The organism is Alloscardovia omnicolens DSM 21503 (assembly GCF_000420505.1).
GTDB classification, from domain to species: domain Bacteria; phylum Actinomycetota; class Actinomycetes; order Actinomycetales; family Bifidobacteriaceae; genus Alloscardovia; species Alloscardovia omnicolens.
On the sequence record NZ_ATVB01000001.1, the window covers coordinates 75,802 to 96,592 of the forward strand.

General features: G+C 46.1%; 18 protein-coding genes and 2 pseudogenes. 1 reads left to right on the forward strand and 19 read right to left on the reverse strand.

Annotation, left to right across the window (positions count from 1 at the left end):
* Positions 1 to 57 precede the first annotated feature (57 nt).
* The 11 genes and pseudogenes from G464_RS0100380 to xerC form a co-directional block, all read right to left on the reverse strand.
* A complete protein-coding gene (locus G464_RS0100380) occupies positions 58 to 885 on the reverse strand; it encodes a hypothetical protein (protein ID WP_022856301.1) in 828 nt (275 codons plus the stop codon).
* The gene (locus G464_RS0100385) at positions 875 to 2,125 is read right to left on the reverse strand and encodes an AAA family ATPase (protein ID WP_022856302.1); all 1,251 of its coding nucleotides are present in this window, start codon (positions 2,123 to 2,125) and stop codon (positions 875 to 877) included. The genes G464_RS0100380 and G464_RS0100385 overlap by 11 nt, the downstream gene beginning before the upstream one ends.
* A 310-nt stretch (positions 2,126 to 2,435) precedes the next feature.
* A pseudogene (locus tag G464_RS08310) lies at positions 2,436 to 3,764 on the reverse strand (class I SAM-dependent RNA methyltransferase); the annotation flags it as partial.
* On the reverse strand, positions 3,757 to 4,401 hold the full coding sequence (locus G464_RS08315; RefSeq protein WP_022856304.1) for a DUF3159 domain-containing protein: 645 nt from the start codon (positions 4,399 to 4,401) through the stop codon (positions 3,757 to 3,759). The gene G464_RS08315 and the pseudogene G464_RS08310, both read right to left, overlap by 8 nt.
* Positions 4,401 to 5,174, reverse strand: a complete 774-nt coding sequence (locus G464_RS0100400; RefSeq protein WP_022856305.1) for a DUF3710 domain-containing protein — start codon at positions 5,172 to 5,174, stop codon at positions 4,401 to 4,403. The genes G464_RS08315 and G464_RS0100400 overlap by 1 nt, the downstream gene beginning before the upstream one ends.
* Before the next feature lie 118 nt (positions 5,175 to 5,292).
* Positions 5,293 to 6,156 carry an exodeoxyribonuclease III gene (locus G464_RS0100405; protein WP_022856306.1) on the reverse strand — a complete coding sequence of 288 codons (864 nt, stop codon included), beginning with the start codon at positions 6,154 to 6,156 and terminating at the stop codon, positions 5,293 to 5,295.
* A 4-nt stretch (positions 6,157 to 6,160) separates the two neighbouring features.
* Positions 6,161 to 8,110: pseudogene (locus tag G464_RS0100410) on the reverse strand (dipeptide ABC transporter ATP-binding protein); the annotation flags it as partial.
* Positions 8,111 to 8,154: 44 nt separating this feature from the next.
* Positions 8,155 to 9,108, reverse strand: coding sequence for an ABC transporter permease (locus G464_RS0100415; protein WP_021618236.1), 954 nt, complete (start codon positions 9,106 to 9,108; stop codon positions 8,155 to 8,157).
* A 15-nt stretch (positions 9,109 to 9,123) separates the two neighbouring features.
* The gene (locus G464_RS0100420; RefSeq protein ID WP_021618235.1) at positions 9,124 to 10,053 is read right to left on the reverse strand and encodes an ABC transporter permease; all 930 of its coding nucleotides are present in this window, start codon (positions 10,051 to 10,053) and stop codon (positions 9,124 to 9,126) included.
* A 228-nt stretch (positions 10,054 to 10,281) separates the two neighbouring features.
* A complete protein-coding gene (locus G464_RS0100425) occupies positions 10,282 to 11,919 on the reverse strand; it encodes a peptide ABC transporter substrate-binding protein (RefSeq protein ID WP_022856308.1) in 1,638 nt (545 codons plus the stop codon).
* Between the two features lie 269 nt (positions 11,920 to 12,188).
* Positions 12,189 to 13,100 carry a tyrosine recombinase XerC gene (gene xerC, locus G464_RS0100430; protein WP_022856309.1) on the reverse strand — a complete coding sequence of 304 codons (912 nt, stop codon included), beginning with the start codon at positions 13,098 to 13,100 and terminating at the stop codon, positions 12,189 to 12,191.
* Positions 13,101 to 13,141: 41 nt separating this feature from the next.
* Here xerC and G464_RS0100435 point away from each other — a divergent pair, with 41 nt between their 5' ends.
* A complete protein-coding gene (locus tag G464_RS0100435; protein ID WP_022856310.1) occupies positions 13,142 to 13,402 on the forward strand; it encodes a DUF6725 family protein in 261 nt (86 codons plus the stop codon).
* On the opposite strand, the gene G464_RS0100440 is transcribed toward G464_RS0100435, so the two are convergent.
* The 8 genes from G464_RS0100440 to G464_RS0100475 form a co-directional block, all read right to left on the reverse strand.
* The gene (locus tag G464_RS0100440; protein WP_022856311.1) at positions 13,362 to 14,360 is read right to left on the reverse strand and encodes a prephenate dehydrogenase; all 999 of its coding nucleotides are present in this window, start codon (positions 14,358 to 14,360) and stop codon (positions 13,362 to 13,364) included. The genes G464_RS0100435 and G464_RS0100440 overlap by 41 nt on opposite strands.
* 3 nt (positions 14,361 to 14,363) lie before the next feature.
* Positions 14,364 to 15,275 carry a prephenate dehydratase gene (locus G464_RS08320; protein ID WP_022856312.1) on the reverse strand — a complete coding sequence of 304 codons (912 nt, stop codon included), beginning with the start codon at positions 15,273 to 15,275 and terminating at the stop codon, positions 14,364 to 14,366.
* Between the two features lie 25 nt (positions 15,276 to 15,300).
* Positions 15,301 to 15,699 carry a hypothetical protein gene (locus G464_RS0100450; protein WP_022856313.1) on the reverse strand — a complete coding sequence of 133 codons (399 nt, stop codon included), beginning with the start codon at positions 15,697 to 15,699 and terminating at the stop codon, positions 15,301 to 15,303.
* 24 nt (positions 15,700 to 15,723) lie between these two features.
* A complete protein-coding gene (typA, locus tag G464_RS0100455; RefSeq protein ID WP_022856314.1) occupies positions 15,724 to 17,646 on the reverse strand; it encodes a translational GTPase TypA in 1,923 nt (640 codons plus the stop codon).
* Between the two features lie 145 nt (positions 17,647 to 17,791).
* Complete coding sequence (gene scpB / locus G464_RS0100460; RefSeq protein WP_021618228.1) at positions 17,792 to 18,406, reverse strand: SMC-Scp complex subunit ScpB; 615 nt, start codon at positions 18,404 to 18,406, stop codon at positions 17,792 to 17,794.
* Complete coding sequence (locus G464_RS0100465) at positions 18,403 to 19,209, reverse strand: segregation and condensation protein A (RefSeq protein ID WP_022856315.1); 807 nt, start codon at positions 19,207 to 19,209, stop codon at positions 18,403 to 18,405. Before G464_RS0100465 ends, scpB begins: the two co-directional genes overlap by 4 nt.
* Positions 19,210 to 19,239: 30 nt before the next feature.
* The gene (locus G464_RS0100470) at positions 19,240 to 20,079 is read right to left on the reverse strand and encodes a ParA family protein (protein WP_021618226.1); all 840 of its coding nucleotides are present in this window, start codon (positions 20,077 to 20,079) and stop codon (positions 19,240 to 19,242) included.
* A gap of 80 nt (positions 20,080 to 20,159) precedes the next feature.
* Positions 20,160 to 20,762 carry a DUF624 domain-containing protein gene (locus G464_RS0100475; RefSeq protein WP_022856316.1) on the reverse strand — a complete coding sequence of 201 codons (603 nt, stop codon included), beginning with the start codon at positions 20,760 to 20,762 and terminating at the stop codon, positions 20,160 to 20,162.
* Positions 20,763 to 20,791 lie beyond the last annotated feature (29 nt).

Below are 20,791 nucleotides of genomic sequence, written 5' to 3' on the forward strand. Positions count from 1 at the left end.
AACACACTCAACATAAGAATAATTGTCCAAACCATTACAACAGAGTAAAAAATTAAATCAACAACACCATACTTTAACCTCATTAACAAAATAATCATTAACACTTTTATATAAAGTTGTTTCTTTAAGAAATTCTTCACTAAATGAACTTCTTAATACCGAAGATATGTCCTTCTCATTTGCAGATTTTTTACTACACCCCTTGTCACTAATAACTTTAAATAACAAAATGAAATCATGTCCATTAGTAATATCTAGCTTATTATCTGTATTTTGATATGATAAGTCATCAATAATACTAGTAAAATCAATTGATTTTTCTGAATTCAATCTTCTTAATTGATCAATTAATTTTTTAGTATCTATTTTAAATTTATCATTAATTATAGAACGAAAAGATAATCCTTTAAAATTTATTCCTCTTTTATTTTCTTCATTATATTTTCTTACTTGACTAACTATAAATAATTCAGTCAATATGTGTTCTTTTAGCTCATCAGGCTCCATTTCTCCATTATAAAATTCAGAATATATGCCATTAAACGCCTTATCGAATTCTGTAATCATCATTTCTAGGCAACATCTGTCATAAAAAAATATTTTTTTACCTTTGTCATCATTACAATAATCCTTATCTCTTATACCAATCACTCTAGAGCTACAAATATTTTTTGATTGAACAATCTCTTCAACACCATTTTTACCTGAAAATGATTCATAAATCATAATATTGCTATTTAAATATCTCCTCAGAAATTTGATATCATCTTCCCCTTCAACAACAACGTATACATTCTCCTTATTAATATCTGCCCCTAACAACAGCTTTATATCTGAAATGATGCTATCTTTAGTCAAATTAGTTTTAATCGAATTAATTCCCATACATTTCTCCTAAATCAATTTGAATATCCCAATGATTATTTATTATTTGAGGAGAATGTGTTGCAACAGTAACTTTGAACTTCTTTTTTTCAGCTATTCTTAATAAATCATCCATAAATTTCAATTGCCATTCAATATGCAGAGAAATTTCAGGTTCATCAATCAGTAAGTGAATGTTCTTATCACTTTCAAATATTAACTCATAAAATAATATTATTTCTTGCTTTTCTCCAGAAGAAAGTTGAGCTAGTTTTAATTGCTCATCTGTATTTGACTTGTATACTACAATTCCCTCATCTCTAGATATTCTTATATCTTTAAATTTAAGTCTGGAATTGATAATATCAGTAAATAAATCTAATTGTTCTATTAGTTCTTCAAATACTTTGTACTTTTTTTCAAAATCATTAAAGTATACTTTTAAAGCTTTTGAATGTTCTTCTAAAAATTTCACTTGTTTTCCAAGAATTTTTATATCGGAAATATTGTATTTATTCAGTTTTTCAAATTTTTCATTCATATACTTCAAATATTTAGTGTACTCTTCCTTTGTTATTCCCTTTTTAGTTTCAAATAGTCTGTTTGGATACGAACTATCTAAATTATTTGCCTCTGATGAGTAGATACTAGAAACCCGATTTATCTTTTCCTTAAATTGTTTTGGCAATTCATCAATAACATTTACAGTCTGTCTTTCATCTCTTCCATAAAACCGCTCTCTTAAAAGGCGTTGTTCCTTTATAAATTTGGTCTCACCTGAATAGTCTTTAACCTTTTCTCTTAAATTCTGAAATTCAGTATTTTGAATTCCAATTTCACCATCCATGTAGCGACTTGAGATATAATCTTGAATTAAATCATCTTCGCTAATAATCTCATCTGTTCGTCTATCAATCCACCTAGATTCATCAATTCTATAATAATAAGGTCTTCTAAATTTTCTTAAAATTTCATCCTGAAAATCATTAACATTTATTTCAAATCCATTTATTATTATTTTTTGACCTTTTTTTTCGATAGAAATTGGCTCTTTGCCTTCAACTGAAAAAAATGATATTTTTTCGTAATCTAATCTACTAAAAAATATTATATTGAATGAATAAAATGCATCTATTGATTTTAAAATAGTAGATTTCCCAAATCCATTTGGGCCAGTTATTATCGTAACACCATCTTCTTTAAGGTTTATTTCATAATCAAACACACCAAACAACTTTTTATACACTATTTTCTTTAACATACGAATCGTCCTTTCTTTTTTATCATGCTTATATCATTTTAAAATGTCTCAGCGCATCCAAAATAGCTTCTTCTTTTTCAATTGGACACTTTGGTATTTTCTGCTTCTCATTCTTTGAAATATTATAGTGTTCCCTAACGTCTAACCCATGCTTCTTCTTAACCTGTGCAATATACAGAGTAGCTACCTTAAACCCAAACTTCTCAAAAATATATTTTTGAATTTGTTTATAGGTTGCTTTACTTTCGACACATGTTAAGTCCATATCGTCCATCGAAAGTTCTACACTGATATATTTCTGAGAATCTAGTTTGGAAAGCAACACGATTGTCTCAACATGATGCGTCATCGGGTAAATATCATGCGCATGAATAAAGCTCAGCTCGTAACCCTGCGCAGTGAAAACAGCTAAATCACGCGCTAGAGAAGCAGGATTACACGACACATAAATAACGCTGAAAGCGCCAGAAGCAGCAATCTGTTCCACAACTTTCTTGCCCGCCCCTGCACGCGGCGGATCGAGAACAACCAAATCCGGCTGATCAAGGTTCGCATAGTTTTTCTTCACATGACGTAAAGACTGAAGCACATCGCCCGCAACCTCGGTTACGTTGCTAATATTATTGCGTTTCGCATTTTTGATTGCTGAAGAAACCGCCTGTTCAGCGCCCTCTATCGCGAGCACTTCCCCGTTCGGTACTATATGAGAAGCAAGAGGCATAGTAAACAGTCCCGAGCCGGAATACAAATCCCATATCACGCTCTTATCGTCTATCTGTGCATATTCACGCGCAAGATCAAGCACATCGTTAGCTAAAACTTGTGGAGCCATACGATGCATCTGCCAGAATCCGGAAGCAAGCACACTGTATTCCATTGCTTTGCCATCATTCAACTGCACGCGCTCACGTACGTATTCGCGACCTTCTGCCAGTTCCTGGTTAATCATAAGAGCCCAGTTGCCGGAAGCTAGAACATCTTCTTGCCCTTCGCGTGGCTCCGGGGCCGTAATACGAAGATGTGAACCTGGCTCAAAACGACAATTAAACAAGTCTAGATGTTCAGTAACCTTGAGAACCTGCGCAGATGCTAAAGGCATATCGGTAACACGCACGCGATCATGCGATTCACGGCGACGCATAGACACAAACCCATTGTCATCTGTAATAAATTCAACGCGCGTACGCCAATGCAGTCCCTGAGCATCCTCGTCCTCTGGAACGCGAAGAACAGGAACATGTATGCCGTCAATCTTGCCAATGCGCTTTATCTGTTCCTCAATGCTGGCTTGTTTCCACGCTAGCTGCCCTTCCAAAGACACATGGGTGAGATCCGCTCCACCTACTCCCCCACCCCATGCCAGAGGTCCAGCAAGAGTCCATGAAGGCTCAACACGATATGGGTTAGCTTCATACACATCAGTTACTTCAGCAGTCCAAAAACGGTCTTTGCGGTTATGTGGTTCATCAATACGCACACGTACTTTTTCGCCAGGCAAAGCAAAGCGCACAAAAACTACGCGACCATCAATATGTGTTATGCAACGCCCCTGATCAGCAAAACGTTCAATAACAACGTCAGCTTCGAGGCGTCCATCGCCCACGTTCTCAAGCTGTGACTCAGTGGAGCTATCAGTCATTTTTGTCTTTCTTACGAGCAGGAGCAATAATCAGCCAAGATATAAGCAACATACAAGCAAAAAGCGGTACTCCTGTAATAATACGTGCCGCTCCCAAAGCTTCAACGTTATGCATAATATACAGTGGCACTTCCACAGCTAAGCGCAAGACGAAACCGCCAATCCATACCCACGTGGCCCGCACGTACGGCTTATATAAGCTCTGCATCGTCGATTCGCTGGTAAACTGATCAAGTATCCAACCAATACCTGGCTTTCTCAGTATGAGAGAAGCCATAAGAATCAAAACCGCAAAAGTATTAATAAAAATGCCTGGACTGTAAAAATCACGAGCTGAATTCTGTAGCGCAGCAAAAGCCACAGAAATAAACGTAACGAAGGTTCCAGAAAGAGCGCCCATAAGCGTTTGCTTTTGAACAAGACGAGCCACAATAATTGCGGTGAGCAAAACACCCACACAAATCAGTGACAAAATCAAGTTTTGAGTGAAAATGTAGCTCACGGTAAAAGCGACGAATGGCACAACCGCTTCAGCTACACCACGCCAACCTCCGATGGCTTCCCATACGGAGAAGTCATCGGAGGAATCTGCCAAAGATTTAAGGCCTTTATCCTTTCCGTTTTCGCTGGTAGACATTAGCGCATCTCAGAGAAAAGCGGACCGCGACGCAACGTGTGCTGCACCTGACTTTGCTGACCATAGCCATCTGGATCTTCAGGTAATTCGAATTGGCTGTGATCGTTTTCATTCTCTGCAGCTTGGGCAGCAGCAGCTTCCATTTCCTTAACCTGTGACGGTGTAAGAGGACGGCTTAAGAAGACACGATCTCGTGGAGCCAAAGGCTCGGAACCGCGGTTCACTACTACGTCAGAAAGGAACTTATCGAGAGCTTGCTTCTCTTCTGAATTATCGTCAGTGGCTGCTGGACCGGTAAAAATCGCGCGAACCATCCAACGAGGACCGTCAACGCCAACAATGCGAGACATTACTTCTTTGCCTTGAACGGTTACAGGCAGCAAAATTTCTTTGCCAAAGAAACCATCTGTTTCTTCTGCTTTTGCGCGATTATCGAGGAACTCTTGACGCACTTCATCCCAAATACCCATTGACTTTGGAGCAGCAAAGACCTCCATTTCCAATGAGGAATTCTTATAGGTGATTGTGGTGCTTACAATATTGCCGTCAGCGTTTGAAGCCTTCAAACGCAATTCAATGCCAAAGAGGAATGGCAGATACAAAGCTCCCATATTCAAGTATTCATCGTAGTCTGGGGCGTCATCATCATTGATATCCCATGGACCATGAAGTTCAATATCCTGCGCATCTTCTTGAGTGCTGTCGCTGGTCTGGTCGAGGACTTCCTCCTCGACATCCTCTATCTTCTTCTTACCGAAGCCGAAGAATCCCATAATAATCCTTTCGCAAGCGTTACGAAACTCAAGAATACATTAGGGTACGCACCTTAAAAAATGCTGAGCCATGAGCCGAACGTATCTGTTCCACTCATGGCTTTGCTTTATGCGGGTTTTACACCTCGTACGTAATGGTTAAGGCCGCATGATCGGACCATCGCGTGTCGTACGACGGCGCTTTGTCGATCCTAAAGCCGCGTGCTGTGTGCGCTAACTCAGGTGTTGCAAACTGATAGTCGATGCGCCAGCCTGTATCGTTATCGAAAGCTTTACCCCGCTGCGACCACCACGTGTACGGACCTTGAATCTCGCCCGCCAGGTCGCGCATAACGTCCACATACTCGAGCTCATCAAGCCATTTATCGATATAGACGCGCTCTTCCGGCAAGAAACCTGCTGATTTCTCGTTCGATTTCGCGTTTTTAATATCGATAGGCGTGTGCGCGATATTAAAGTCTCCGCACAGAACCGCTTGATTGCCACCCGCGGCAGCGATATCTTGCAGTTGGCGCATACGCTCGGTCATCTTCTCGAGGAAACGGAACTTCTGCTCCATTTTATCAGGATGATCCACATTACCCGCATGCACGTAAACGCTAACTACCGTTATCGTATAGCCTTCTGGAGTGCGAATATCGGATTCGATCCAACGACCCGAATCGACGTCTTCCTCCAGATTGAACAAACCGTAACGTTGCTCCACTACTGGCAGAGCGCTGAGCAGACCGACACCTGCGCGTCCCTTAATACGGCAAATCTCGTTCTGGCACGCCAAAGGCTCGCTCATGCTGGCGCCTTTCGGCGATTGCGCGTAGATACCACTGATTTCGCTAAAAATCGGGTCAATCTCGCTTTGTGGCGCACGCACTTCCTGCATAGCCCACACGTCTGGCGTGTGCTGCTCCACCCAAGAATACATATCCTTGCGTTTTGCAGCACGAATACCATTCAAATTCGATGTTGTAATCGAAATAACCATAGAGTTATTCGTCCAATCCGAGTTCGAGCTTGCCACCTGGAATAGCATCCAAAAGATCGCACGTGTACTGGGTTTGAGGGTTGTTAAACACTTCATCGGTGGAAGCATGTTCGACGAGCTTACCGTGCTGCATAACCACAACATCATCGGCAATCTGGCGAACTACTGCCAAATCATGCGTAATAAACAGATAGGTTAAGCCGCGTTCTGCTTGCAAATCGTTGAGCAGATGCAGAACCTGATCTTGCACCAGCACATCCAATGCGGATACAGCTTCGTCGGCCACAATAACATCTGGATTTAAAGCCATAGCGCGAGCCACAGCAATACGCTGACGCTGACCGCCAGAAAGCTCGTTTGGATAACGACTCATAACCGACTGTGGCATTTCTACCATATCGAGCAACTCACGTACACGAGCTTCGCGGCTCTTAGGATTGCCAATCTTGTGAATACGCAAAGGCTCTTCGATAGAGCGGAAAATCGTATACGTTGGATCCAAGGAACCATAAGGGTTCTGGAAGACTGGCTGTACGTGGCGACGGAAGTCGAGCAACTGCTTCTTATCGAAAGAGTGAATATCTTCTCCCTCGTAAGTTACAGTACCGCTGGTTGGGTCGAGCAAATGGAGCACCATGTTCGCCACAGTAGACTTACCAGAACCGGACTCACCTACAATAGCCAAAGTGGTGCCACGCTTCACATCGAAGGACACGTCGTCTACGGCCTTAAACATTTCCTTGCGTCCTGGAACCTTAAACTCACGCACCAGATTTTTTACAGAAATAACAGTGTCGTTTACGTTTTCTGGATGCCCTGCTGCAGCCTGCTCTTCGTGTACCTCTGCACGCTTAACAGTAGATTCCATACGCTTGGAAGCCAGCGATGGAGCAGCCGATACCAAACGCTTGGTGTATGGATGCTGAGGATGCTGGAGAACTTCCAAACTTGGACCAGACTCTACAACCTGTCCCTTATACATAACCACAATATGCTGAGCGCGTTCTGCAGCCAAACCCAAATCGTGGGTAATAAAAAGTACTGCAGTTCCGAGCGAATCGGTCAAATCATGTAAATGATCGAGAATCTTCTTCTGAACAGTAACGTCCAAAGCAGAAGTTGGCTCATCGGCAATAAGCAGACGAGGACGAGCAGCCAAACCCATAGCAATCAACGCACGCTGACGCATACCACCGGAATACTCGTGTGGATACTGGCGAGCACGCATAGCAGCATCTGGCATACCTGCTTCGTCGAGCAAACCAGCAATACGGTCGCTCATCGTAGAACCAATAACATACTTGGTTACGATTTCGCTGGCCTTGTCTTCGCTAATGCCTGCCGTAACCATATCTTGCAGAACGAGCCAGCGGGTAACAGAACCAGGAATCCACTCCTGCTCCCACTGCTGGTACGTTTCTTCCGACACAGCAGAACCGCCTGCCGCGCGTGCAGCAGCAATCAAATCGTCGCGCTGAGCCGAACCGAGGAAGAGCTCATCATCATCACCCTTCACAAACTGACGAGCAGACTGCTCACGCTCAGACAGCTCCAAAACATCGGTAAGAACGATACGCTTTTCGCGCTTAATATCGACGTTATTGGCCACTAGAGCTTCTTTAATCTGACGCTCAATGCGGTGAACAGGATTCAAGTTCGACATCGGATCTTGTGGAACCAAGCCCATCTTCGAACCGCGGATAGCCTCAAACTGCTTAGGAGTGAAACCAGAAATCTCTTCACCCTCGAGCTTAATGGAGCCGGAGGTAATATGACCGGTTCCTGCGAGCAAACCCAAAGCAGCCATAGCAGACGTAGACTTACCCGAACCGGATTCACCTACAATAGCTACCCACTGGCCTGGGTACACGTTAAAACTGGCGTTGCGCACAGCCTTTACAGGGCCTGCGGAGGTGTTGAACTCAACGTTTAAATCGGTAACCTCAAGAAGAGGGGATGGAATGTTTGTATTTTCAGTCATCGTAAATCTCTTCTACTCTACTCGGTACGGCTCTTAGGATCCAAGGCATCGCTTACAGCATCGCCCAACATAATGAAGGCGAGAGCGGTAATCGCTAATGCAGCAGATGGCCAGAACAGAACCATTGGATTGGTGCGCAGCATGGTCTGAGCGGTGGAGATATCGCCACCCCAGCTTACGCTGCTCGATGGCAAACCAAGACCCAAGAAGCTCAAGGTTGCTTCCAGTACAATGTAGCTCGCCAGCGATGTGGTACCTACAACAAGAACTGGAGCCAAAGCGTTAGGAATAACGTGGCGGAAGAGGTTACGCACTGGAGTTGAACCCAAAGCGGTCGATGCAGTATTGAACTCAAGGTTCTTTGTTTCCAAAACGGAACTTCGCGCAATACGAGCAATAGATACCCAACCGAACATGGCCATAACCAGAATAATCTTCCAAATAGAAGACGAGGTGGTGAACATCTGGAGTACTACGATTGCACCAAGCAAGAGCGGAATAGCGTAGAAGATATCGACGATGCGGGACAGCAGAGCATCTACCCAACCGCCGAAGTAACCTGCAATAGCGCCAATAAGACCACCAGCAAGAACCACAATAAGAGTGGTGAGAATACCAACGGACAGAGAGGTGCGCGTGCCATAGATTACACGAGCGTAAATATCGCAACCCTGACGGTCGAAACCGAAGAAGTGACCGGGGCTTGCTGGCTCAGCCGAGTTGTCGAGCACGCAATAGTTAGGATTGAGATTCGTAAACACCTTTGGGAACAGTGCTACGAAGGCGATAAAGAGAATAAAAATTGCGGAAATAATAAACAGCGGATTCTTGCGCAGGCTACGCCATGCATCTGCCCACATGCTTGTTGCTGGGGCATCTGTATCGACGGAATCAACTGCTTTGAGTGGTGTCTCTTCCAGTGGAGCAACGTAACGTTCTTGACCTGGAAGTGGTGAATAATTCTGAGTCATTATCGTTCGTCTCCTTTAAGCGTAACGAATACGTGGGTCGAGAACAGCGTAAATCATATCGACAACGAGGTTGCAGATAACAAAGATGAGCACGAGCACGGTAACAATAGATACAACGAGGTTCGATTCGCCCTGCAAAATAGCCTTGTACAAGGTGTTACCAATACCGTTGATGTTAAAGATGCGCTCGGAGATCATTGCACCACCCATAAGAGCACCCAAATCTGCACCCAAATACGTAACAACTGGAATAAGGGAGTTACGCAAAATGTGGTGCACAATAACATTGCGGTTACTCAAACCCTTAGCACGAGCAGTGCGCACATAATCGAGAGTACGGTTAGACGACACTTCGCGGCGAGTTAAGCGAATAATGTAGGCCATCGATACGGAGCCGAGCACCATTGCTGGCATAAGCAAATCGATAAAGCCAGGGTTCGCACCTGCGGTTACAGGCAAGATTTCCCACTTCACACCCAAGAAGTACTGCATAAGGAAGCCAACAACGAAGGTTGGAACCGAGATGAGCAGCAAGGATACGATAAGAATTACGGAGTCGTACCACTTGCCCTTCTTTAAGCCGGAAATAATGCCGAAAATAACGCCGAAAATAGCTTCGAAGCAGAAAGCCATAAGACCCAGCTTAATGGTTACTGGGAAAGCAGAAGCAATAACATCGATAACAGGACGGCCACCGCGCAGGGTGTTACCAAAGTCCAAGGTTAAGGCGTTCTTGAGGAAGTATAAATACTGAACGATGAAGGGCTGATCAAGATGGTACTCAGCTCGAATCTGTTGAGCGATAGCCTCGTTTACTGGCTTATCGCCAAACATTGCTACAACTGGATCTCCAGGAAGTGCGAATACCAACGCGTAAATAAGCAACGTGGTACCCAGAACAACTGGAATCATTTGTAGCACACGGCGTAGAAAGTATTTCCACATATATTATCTCCTTGTGCTTTTCCCACAATCTTTCTTGATGTTTTTCGTGTACTTGTGTTAATCGGTTAGACATAGTACACCGCGCACAATGTGAACTGCGCGTTTCGAGATGAACGGGACGTTGTGAGACCCCTTATACACCTCGAAGGTGCTCATCTCAGGTATGTTACCCGAGATGAGCACCAATTCTTGAGTTTCGCTAATGCTTAACTGAGCAAGTTATCTTACTTACTTAGTCAAAGCGCGATAGTCTGGCATAGAGTTCCAACCAATGGTGAAGCCCTTAACGCCCTGAGCTGCTACGCCCTTGCTGTTTGCATAGTAGATCGGGATACTTGGCAGATCCTTGAGCAGCATCTCTTCCGCTTCCTGGTATACCTTGTTTGCATCTTCTACGCTTGCTGCAGCGTTAGCCTTTACGAGCAGAGCATCGAATTCAGGGTTCTTGTAGTCACCATCGTTCGAACCGTTACCGTCTGCAGCAGCAGAGCTGTACAGTGGCTGCAAGTAGTTTTCTGGGGATGGGTAATCTGGCATCCAACCTGCGCGGAAGATGGACTTGAGGGAACGGTTGTTAATTTCCTGACGCAGCTGTTGGAAGGTTGCAACTGGAGTTGCTTCTGCATCGATGCCCAAAGCATTCTTAATAGAGTTTGCATATGCATCGAAGATGTCCTTGTGACCACCGTCTGCGTTGTAGCTCAAAGTGAGCTTAGTGTTGCCCCAGTCGCTAATCTTGTTAGCTTCTTCCCACAGCTTCTTAGCTTCGTTAGCATCGTACTTGAGTACTTCGTTGCCCTTAAGGTCTTCGGAGTAGCCAGGCATTGCTGGAGTTACGTAGTCTACTGCTGGAGTACCAGTGCCACCGAGAACCTTCTTTACAATCTGTTCGCGGTTAATTGCGCGAGAGATTGCTGCACGACGCAAACGACCTTCGTCGTCCATGCGGAAGTGATCCATATCGGTTGGAATGGTGAGAGTCTGAATTACAGAACCAGGCTTGTTGTATGCCTGTACGGAAGAGTCAGACTCGAAAGTAGTGGTTGCAGAGGTTGGAACGGATTCCATAACATCCAAGTTACCTGCCTGAATATCTGCATATGCGGTATCCATATCGGTGTAAATCTTGAAGTCGATTTCCTTTGCCTTACCTGGGAAGTTGCCCTTGTAATCGTCGTTCTTTACGAGATTAATGGACTGATTGTGCTCCCAAGACTTGAACTTGTATGCACCGTTACCTACTGGTTTCTGACCGAATGCCTTTGGATCCTTGTAGAAGGATTCTGGCAATGGCATGAATGCCTGGTAACCCACCTGAATTGGGAAGGTGGACGAGCTGTTCTTGAGCTCTACAGAGAAGTGAGTATCGTCGGTTACAGTCAAACCGCTCAACTGAGCATCGCTTGCAGTACCGTCTGCCTGAAGCTCGTCGTAACCCTTAATATTAGAGAACCAAGAGTTGTTCAGCATCGAGTTTGCAGCAACAGCAGCGTAGCTCCATGCCTTTGTGAAGGATTCGGCGGTTACCTTAGTACCGTCAGTAAACTTCCAGTCGCCACTAATTTCGATGTCGTACTTAGTGTTATCGTCGTTAGCCTTGATGCTCTTAGCAACTTCGTTCTTTGCGTTACCCTTAGTATCGAAACCTACGAGACCGGAGAACAGCAAATCAACGGCACGGAAACCACCGGATTCGTTGGTCATTGCTGGAATCAATGCGTTTTCTGGCTCGGAACCGAAAGCCGTAATTACAGAATCACTAGAGGCGCTGTTAGAAGAGCCACCCTTGGAGGCGCCGCATGCGCCTAATGTCATGACAGCTGCAGCAACGGCCGCGGTCATCATCATTAACTTCGACTTCTTCATGTCTATCTCTTTCTTCATCTCCGCTTATTGGCGGATATTATGCACGAAGTACACTCACACGATTACTCGTATGAACATACCGCATCAATGTATCAGAAAATTGTTTCGAATTGGATACCAAATCAAAGAAATCTGATATTTATTATTATATATTTATGCATAGTCATGTATAAAACATTGCATAAATACAGGCAAAACGAGTGTTTTTGTGAGTAAAGAAATTTATAGTTATGCACCGCAGCTGTCGTTTCAGAATATGGAATACGCCTTTATGCGCGCGGAAAAGCCTGCGCATAGGTTTTTTTGAGCTTATCCATAGACACATGCGTATAACGTTGCGTCGTAGACAGCGAGGAATGGCCAAGAATCTCTTGTACCTCGCGCAGATCCGCTCCCCCGTTGAGCATATGCGTGGCCGCACTGTGACGCAGCGCATGCGGCGCAATATCGGGCACTCCAGCAGCCTGAGCACGTTGATGCACAATCGCGCGCACAATACGCTGATCGATGCGACCACCGCGATTTCCCAAGAACACTGCTCCACTCGGCGTTTTTTTGTTCGCCACCAGAGAACGCCCCTGCTCTATCCACTCTTCTAAGGCGCGCGCCGCAGGCAGACCGAAAGGAACAACGCGCTGCTTATTTCCTTTACCCGTTACTTTTAGGAGCCGCTCACTCAGGTTGATATCTTCGAGATTAAGCCCGACCAGCTCAGACACACGAATTCCTGTGGCATACAGAAGCTCCAACATGGCCGAATCACGCAGAGTATGCGCATGAGCGACGGAATCTTCCTCTACTTCTCCCCCACTTGGCGCATCCATAAAAGCTTCTGCTTGGTCTTTGCTTAAGACTTCCGGCAGGCGTGAGGAATGCTTGGGCGTAGAGATTGATTCTGCAGGATTAGTACTGCACAAGCCGTGCATATACGCGTAGGAAAAGAAGCCGCGCAGCGCCACGATTTTGCGCGCTACTGTTGATTTTGTGGCTCCTCGATGCATTTCGTGTGCCATCCAAGAGCGGATATGATCGCGAGTAATATCCTCGAGAGAGTTAAGTCCTCGTAAGGCGAACACACGGAAAGCTTCGGAAAGATCGCTTCGATAGGCGCGCAAAGTTGCTGGGCTTAAGCCTTTATTCGTGCGAATATAGTTGAGATATTGCTCCAACGCCTCGTCCATGCACCCTCCTTCGCGCAACTGTGTTCAGTATAATACTCACTATGGTGTCTTTAGAGTCTATACCGGTGGGTGCGCGCATTGTTGTGCGCACTGCCGATGGTATCGATAGTTTCACAGGGCGTACGCAGTTCCGCGATTTCGTGGGCCACGTTCTCGAGACACACTCTGATGCTCTCGTTTTGCAGCGCGATGCAGCGGCGAACGGTTCGCGTCCCTCTCAGATTGTGCGGATTGAAGTCAGCAAGATTGTGCGGTTAAAGCCTATTCCTCCTCGCGCAAATGCGGGAAATGACGCACAGTAGCTTCAACAACATCAATATGCTCAACGCGACCGCCACGACGCGATGCTGCTACTAAATCCGAAGCCCAGGAATCGTCGCTTTCCCCACAGCGCACAGTAAAGACTCCCTCTGGAATCTTTTTGTTCAGCTTTGCCTTCACCTCGCGATACGGCTGCGCGCGCATAAAGAAGCTCGCCAAAGGCGCGCCCTTCTCGATAAGCTCTGCCGCTTCTTCAAGTCGCTGCGCCATGCCATGCAACAAAACTGCCACGTTATCGGGATTCTCGTCCACCATCGCCTGCGTACGATCAGGAGTGGTCAGAGCTACGCGCGTCATATCGCGCCACGAGCCTGCAGCCAAAGCCAACGCCACGTTCGACACAGGATTATCCACCAACTGTGCAGCCAAGGCGGTAGCCACCACATGGGGCATATGAGAAATTTGAGCCGTTGCTTTATCGTGCTCAACGGACGTGGTTACGATAAAACGGTTTTTTACGCCATCGCACACCATTTGTCCCACGTGAATAAAACGCTCACGGTCAGTATCTTTTTCTACAGTTAACGCCCACGTTGCACCATCAAATAACCGTGCATCTGCAGCGTCAAAACCTGCGAGCTCATTGCCAGCCATAGGATGCGCACCCACAAAAACCGAGCGCAAACCGTGGCGAGATACACTGTCTAATACTTCGCGCTTTACGCTGCCCACATCGGTAAGCGTTGTCTTGTGCGATAATACCGACGCTAAACGCTGCAAAACCGAATCCATCGCCTTCAAAGGCGTGCACAAAACGAGAATATCCGGCTCAGCCGCGGCAAGCTCTTCTATACGGCGCACGCATTCGATACCGTTTGTGCGCGCAGCCCCGTAAGGAGCGCTACGATGATTCCACGCCACAACGTCGAAACCGTTCTCGCGCAAGGCTAAAGCCAAGGAGCCGCCAATTAAGCCGAGTCCTGCAATACCAATCTTCACTGTCTACTCCTCCACCAACATCGGATTAATCCCCACCTGCGGCAAATTCCATTGTGCAACCGGCACATGTGCTATATCGCGCTGCTCATAGACGGCTAAAATCTTTACCCAATCACCGTGCTCTTCTATCTCACGGAAAACTGCCTGCATATTCGCGTCCCACGGTGCCGCGTCTAAAGTAATCACAAAACTGTACGTGCCATCCGCCGCCTTAATCGGGCGAGAAATAAGGCTGGTCATATTCAAACCGTTATCGCGGAACACGTCCAACAGATTCGCTACTACGCCTGGACCAGTAAACAGCGGAATAACAGTAATAATGCTTTCGCAGGAAGCCTTCGAAGCGCAGCGCAAGCGGTTACGCTCTACAACGGCTTCGCGCGGTGCGAGAACGAGAAAGTCTGTGTGTGCGCCACTATAATCCTGAACCGCGCGTTTATACGTTTCCAAACCGTAGAGCTCGCCCGAGTTTTGCGGTCCTAAAGCGATTTGATGCGGCTGCAGGTTTTCGCAGGCCGCCGTATTTGATTGCGCGGGAACTAAACGAAGCTGATTGTCCGCGATAAACTGCGTGCACTGCGCTAAACCGTGCGGATGAGCGCTCACTTCGGTAAGCTGTGCGTGATCTTCGCGCACGAAAGCGTCGAACTCAACGTTTACGCTCAGGCGGTCGATGCCCGCAATATTATGCGCGTCGATAAGACGGTCGAGATTTTGGGCGATATAGCCTTCGACATTATTTTCCCAAGCAAGAATACCCCAGCCGTCACCAGCTTCTACGTGAGTTACGATTTCTCGCTCGTTCGCGCACGCGCTCAGCTCAACGCTGTCGCCGTTCTTACTGTACTGCTGCGCTGCTGCTTGTGCTGCTTGATGCGTGAACGAACCGTGCGGACCTAAATAGTACAAGCGCATAAGCATCCTTTGCGTCTAAGGGTTTTTAGTCTTGGAAAGCCTTCGTCCATCGAGCCGGTAAAAACATAACGACCAGATGTACAACAATAATGCCATACAACCAGTAAAGCGAACAATGTTGCGACCAATAGGTAATCAGCGAGGAACCGCCTAAAGCCACCACGGTGCTCGTACTCGTACTCGATAATGCCATTGCCCACGTAATGCCAATAGACACAGCTCCATGCGCAAAAATATGCCAAATATTGCCGCGCACTCCTGCCATAAAGCTCGACATGCCCACAGCAAGAAGGGTTAAGAACAAACCATAGGGAATATTGTAGGCAGCACCCAAACGGTATGCAAAAGTGCCTACCACAGCCACCACTATGGCAAAAGCGATAGTGGTGAGCCAAGATGTGAGGCTTTTGGGCTGGGTAGACACTTTATAATCAACCTTTACTTGTGCTTACTTCTGCTTAGACTGACGACGCTGCTGAGCATGCCACTTGTACCAAGCATCGCGGCTAAGAATAATCTTGCGCACGCGAATGGATTCAGGTGTTACTTCTACGCACTCATCATCGTTCGCGAAGTCCAAGGACTCTTCCAAGCTCATCTGAATTGGCGGAGTTAAGGTTTCGAGAACATCTGCTGTTGCAGAACGCATATTCGTCATATGCTTTTCCAGCGTAATGTTAATGTCCAAGTCGCCTGGCTTACCAGTAACGCCCACAACCTGACCCTCATATACTGGAGACTGTGGCTGCACGAAGAAGTTACCGCGAGCCTGCAACTTCTGCATAGCGTATGGGCTAGCTTTACCCTGACGATCGGCAACCATAGAACCGTTTTGACGCACCACAATCTCGCCAGCCCACTCATCGTAGCCAGCAGAAATCGAGGATGCAATACCTGTTCCACGAGTGCTTGACAGTAACTGGGTTCTAAAGCCAATCAATCCGCGGCTAGGCACAGTAAACTCCATGCGCACCCAACCAGAGCCGTGGTTCGTCATGGAATCCATACGTCCCTTACGTGCAGCCATCAACTGGGTTACAGCGCCCATGTACTCTTCTGGCACATCGATAGTCGAGTGCTCGAATGGCTCCATAACCTTGCCGTCAACAGTGCGCGTCACAACTTGTGGGCGACCCACAGTCAGTTCGAAGCCTTCACGACGCATCTCTTCAGCCAAAACAGCCAAAGCCAATTCACCGCGACCGCGAACTTCCCATACATCTGGACGGTCAGTATCGATAACCTGAATGGACACATTACCAATCAGTTCCTTATCCAAACGGTCCTTGAGCATACGAGCGGTCAGCTTGTGATCCTTACCTTCGGTACCAGCCAAAGGCGAATCATTCGTACCGAAAGTCATAGAAATAGCTGGCTCATCCACGTGGATGAGTGGCAATGGCTGTGGATCTTGAGGATCGACGATGGTCTCGCCAATCATAATATCGTCCACACCTGCAATAGCAACGATGTCGCCAGGGCCAGCGCTTTCTGCTGGAACGCGGTCCAAGCCTTCGGTGCGCAAAATCTCGGTCAACTTAAAGTTAACAATCTTGCCATCTGTTCGTGCCAATCCATACTGCTTACCTTTAAGCAGCTCTCCGGAGTAAATACGAACCAAACCTAAACGTCCCAAATAATCTGACGCATCGATATTGGTGACGTGAGCCTGCAAAGGAGTATCTTCGTTGTAGTGAGGAGCAGGAATGTTCTTCACAATCATTTCGAAGAGAGGCTCGAGGTTATCGTTATCTGGAACGTCACCATCTGCTGGCTGGTTCACGCTGGAACGTCCTGCCTTGGCAGCGCAGTAAATAACTGGCAGATCGAGCAGAGAATCCAAATCGAGGTCCACACCCTCTTCGACAACGTCCTGAGCCAAACCGAGCAGCAAATCTGTTGCTTCGGATACGACTTCGCTAATACGAGCATCTGGACGATCAGTCTTATTTATAGCCAAAATAACTGGCAGCTTAGCTTCCAAAGCCTTACGCAGCACGAAACGCGTCTGAGGCAATGGACCTTCCGAAGCGTCGACGAGCAGAACAACGCCGTCAACCATAGAAATACCGCGCTCTACCTCGCCACCGAAATCGGCGTGGCCAGGAGTGTCGACTACGTTAATAACAATACCATCGCTCTCGCCCAAAGCCTGGGCTGCTGGACCATTATAATGAATAGCGGTATTCTTCGCGAGAATAGTAATACCCTTCTCGCGCTCGATATCGCCAGAATCCATGACGCGATCTGGAACTTCTTCACGCTCAGAGAAGACGTTAGACTGCTGAAGCATTGCGTTCACCAGCGTAGTTTTACCATGATCTACGTGTGCAACAATTGCCACATTACGGATATTAGAGCGAATTGCCATTCATTACCTCTTTATTAGCTGATTGAAAAAGCTTATTGAGAGCCAAGCGCTCGTGCGCGAGACATAAACCTTTGCAAGTGTACGCTTTCACGCAGACACAGCACGCGATACGGAAAAAGATAGAGAGAAGATAAAGAGAAGGTGATTATTCTTGTTCAGTTTGTGCAAGAACAGATTCAGGCAAGAACGGCGCTAAACTTGGTAATTCTTCTAAAGATTGAATACCCATTTTGTCGAGAAAAAGACCGGTTGTTACGAGCAGGGCTGCATGACTTTGTTCATCGCTTCCCTGCTCTCGGATAAGACCGTGCACAGTTAGAGAGCGAATAACACCGTCTGAGCTTACACCACGAATACCACTGACTTGAGCGCGCGTCATCGGCTGTTTATAGGCAATAATAGCGAGGGTTTCTAAGGCTGCTTGAGATAGACGTGCTGTTTGACCATCAGCAATAAAATGAGCCACGACTTGCTCAAATTCTTGGGCATTGACTAACTGCCAGCCTTGTAGATTATGATGCAATTCGAAACCGCGGTTTTGCTGTGTATATTCCTGTGCTAAGTACTCGAAGCACTCCTCGATAGCAGTAGCAATATCATTATCCGTTCCGCTAATAAAACCTGCATCACGCATAATATTTACAAGTTCTGCGGATTCTAACGGATGATCAGTAACCATAAGCACTGCTTCTAGGGCACTATGCAGTTCTGAGCGTTCTGCGCTGGCGGTATGAAGTGCGGTAGAGGTATCGGTACTCATGCAAAATCTCCTTCAGAAATCGCCACCACATCCACTGTTTCGGCCGTATCCATCTCGTTAAGCCAACGAACATGCAAATCATCAAAAGGTTGTGCCTGTTTGAGCTGCACAACTCCCTGCTTAAAGAAAGCCAAAATAGCAAGAAAACGAGCCACTACTTCAATCTTTTCCTTTGCATCACTAATCAGTTCAGCAAAAGTAACATCTGCTCTATCTCCTGCTAAACGCAAACGTTCACGTACAATACCTGCTTGCATGCGCAAATCAACCAGAGGAACGTGTAGCTGGGACACAGATACTTCACTCGCAGGAGCATCGGCAACAACACGAGCTGCTAAACGGGCTAAATCATCAAGAGACAACGTCATCTCTACTTCTGGTATAAGCTGTGCCAAAGCCTGACTCAACGTTCCCGGATGAGCGAAGCGTCCTGAATGAGCGGCAAAGCTGCGACGGAACTCCTCACCTGCTGTTTTGAAGGCGCGATACTGCAACAGACGAGCGAACAGCAAATCGCGTTGCTGCAAGGCTTCAAGATGTGCTTCAAAATCTTCATCCGCTTGCTCACGAGGTATAAGCTGCGCGGATTTCGCTTCAATCAAAATCGATGCAACATCGATAAATGAGCTGACTTGGTCAGCATTATCGCGCATATCCAGCTGTTTAATGTAGGCTACGAATTCCTCAGTAACAGCAGATAATGAGATCTGAGTAAGCTCTAGCTGCCTTTGGCTGACGAGGCTGAGAAGTACGTCAAAAGGACCTTGATATTCCTCAAGATTGACGTGAAAACTTTCAGCCACCGCTTACCTTACCTACGCACAGCCTGAAAACTAGGCAACAATTCCTTGAGCCACAATTTCGCGAGCTACTTCACGATATTCCTTCGCTGTAGCATGCTGAGGAGAAAACATGGTTATTGGTTTTGCTGCCACCGATGCGTCAGCAATTTTAATAGAACGCGAAATAACTGTGTGGAAAACCTTACCCGGGAAGGCATCATAAATTCGCTGGACTACCTCTTCAGCGTGCAAAGTGCGCGTATACATGGTCATTAAAACGCCGTAAACTTCCAGTTGAGGATTGATACGGCTTTTTACTTTTTCTATGGAATCCATCAGCAAGGCTACACCACGTAAGGCGAAGAACTCTGCAGCTACAGGAATAATGACTCCGTCTGCGGCTGTGAGAGCGTTAACAGTAAGTAAACCTAATGATGGTTGGCAGTCAATTAAAATCAGATCGTATTCGTTACGCACCTGGCGTAGAACAGATGCCAACACCTGTTCACGACCTACTTCAGTGACGAGCTGAACTTCGGCAGCAGACAAATCGATATTTGCTGGAATAACATCCAAATCTGGGAAACGGGTGTGTTGAATAACGTCATGCACATCCATGCTCGAGTTAAACATAGCCGTATAAATAGTATTAGGCACTTTGTTTGCGTTCACACCTAATGCAACTGATGCCGCACCCTGTGGATCGAAATCCACAACAAGAACTCGCCTACCATACTGGCTAAGCGCACCAGCAATGTTGACGCTACTGGTTGTTTTACCCACTCCACCTTTTTGATTGCACATAGCAATAATTCGAGCAGGACCGTGTTGTTCCAGTGTTTTCGGTGCGGGGAAAGTTTCGTACTCTCGACCCAAAAGATCTGTTGGCATGTTATTAGATTAGCACGTCTAGGCGAAAGCTCTTGTGGTTGTTACTATGATCGTCTCAGATATGTTAATAACACTACATTTTATTGAATATAGCGAGAAAAAGCTCGCTCAGTAAAGGGCACATGAAGCATGAGCATACTTCCGTACCCAAAAACAATCACGAGAAAGAGTGCAGGAGGAAGATACATAACAGTTCCCACAATAATAAAAATAAAAGCAACGTCAATAATAATCAAAAGTGCGGTAAAAAGCGGATTGCCCAATGCAAAAACAAAAGCGTTAAGCCATGTGCGCGCAACCGTATTATCAAAACGGGCTTGAACAGCAAAAGTCCATTCAAAACCAAGAATCCACATAATACTGAGGAAAATCTCTATTACCATAGCCCAAGGTTCATGCAAAAAAGCCCACATACCAACCAAAGTAATGCCAGTGAGTAAATATGGTAACCATAATAGTGTTGCTTTACCGAGGTTGGATTTGTATGACGCCCAGTAAGTGCGCACCACCGAGTTTCCCTCTCCTTGCAGCGTTTTGCGCGCAGTTTCGTTACCTGCAGCTAAGGCAACTCCTATGGTAACAAGCGGAACTGAAGTCAGTAACATAAGCAGATTAATAAGAATACCGTCTGTAGTATTATTCCATGCTTCCATAAACTTGGAATCTGGCGATAACCAATTCATTGCCTATCTCCTCTGCTTCTAATACTTCT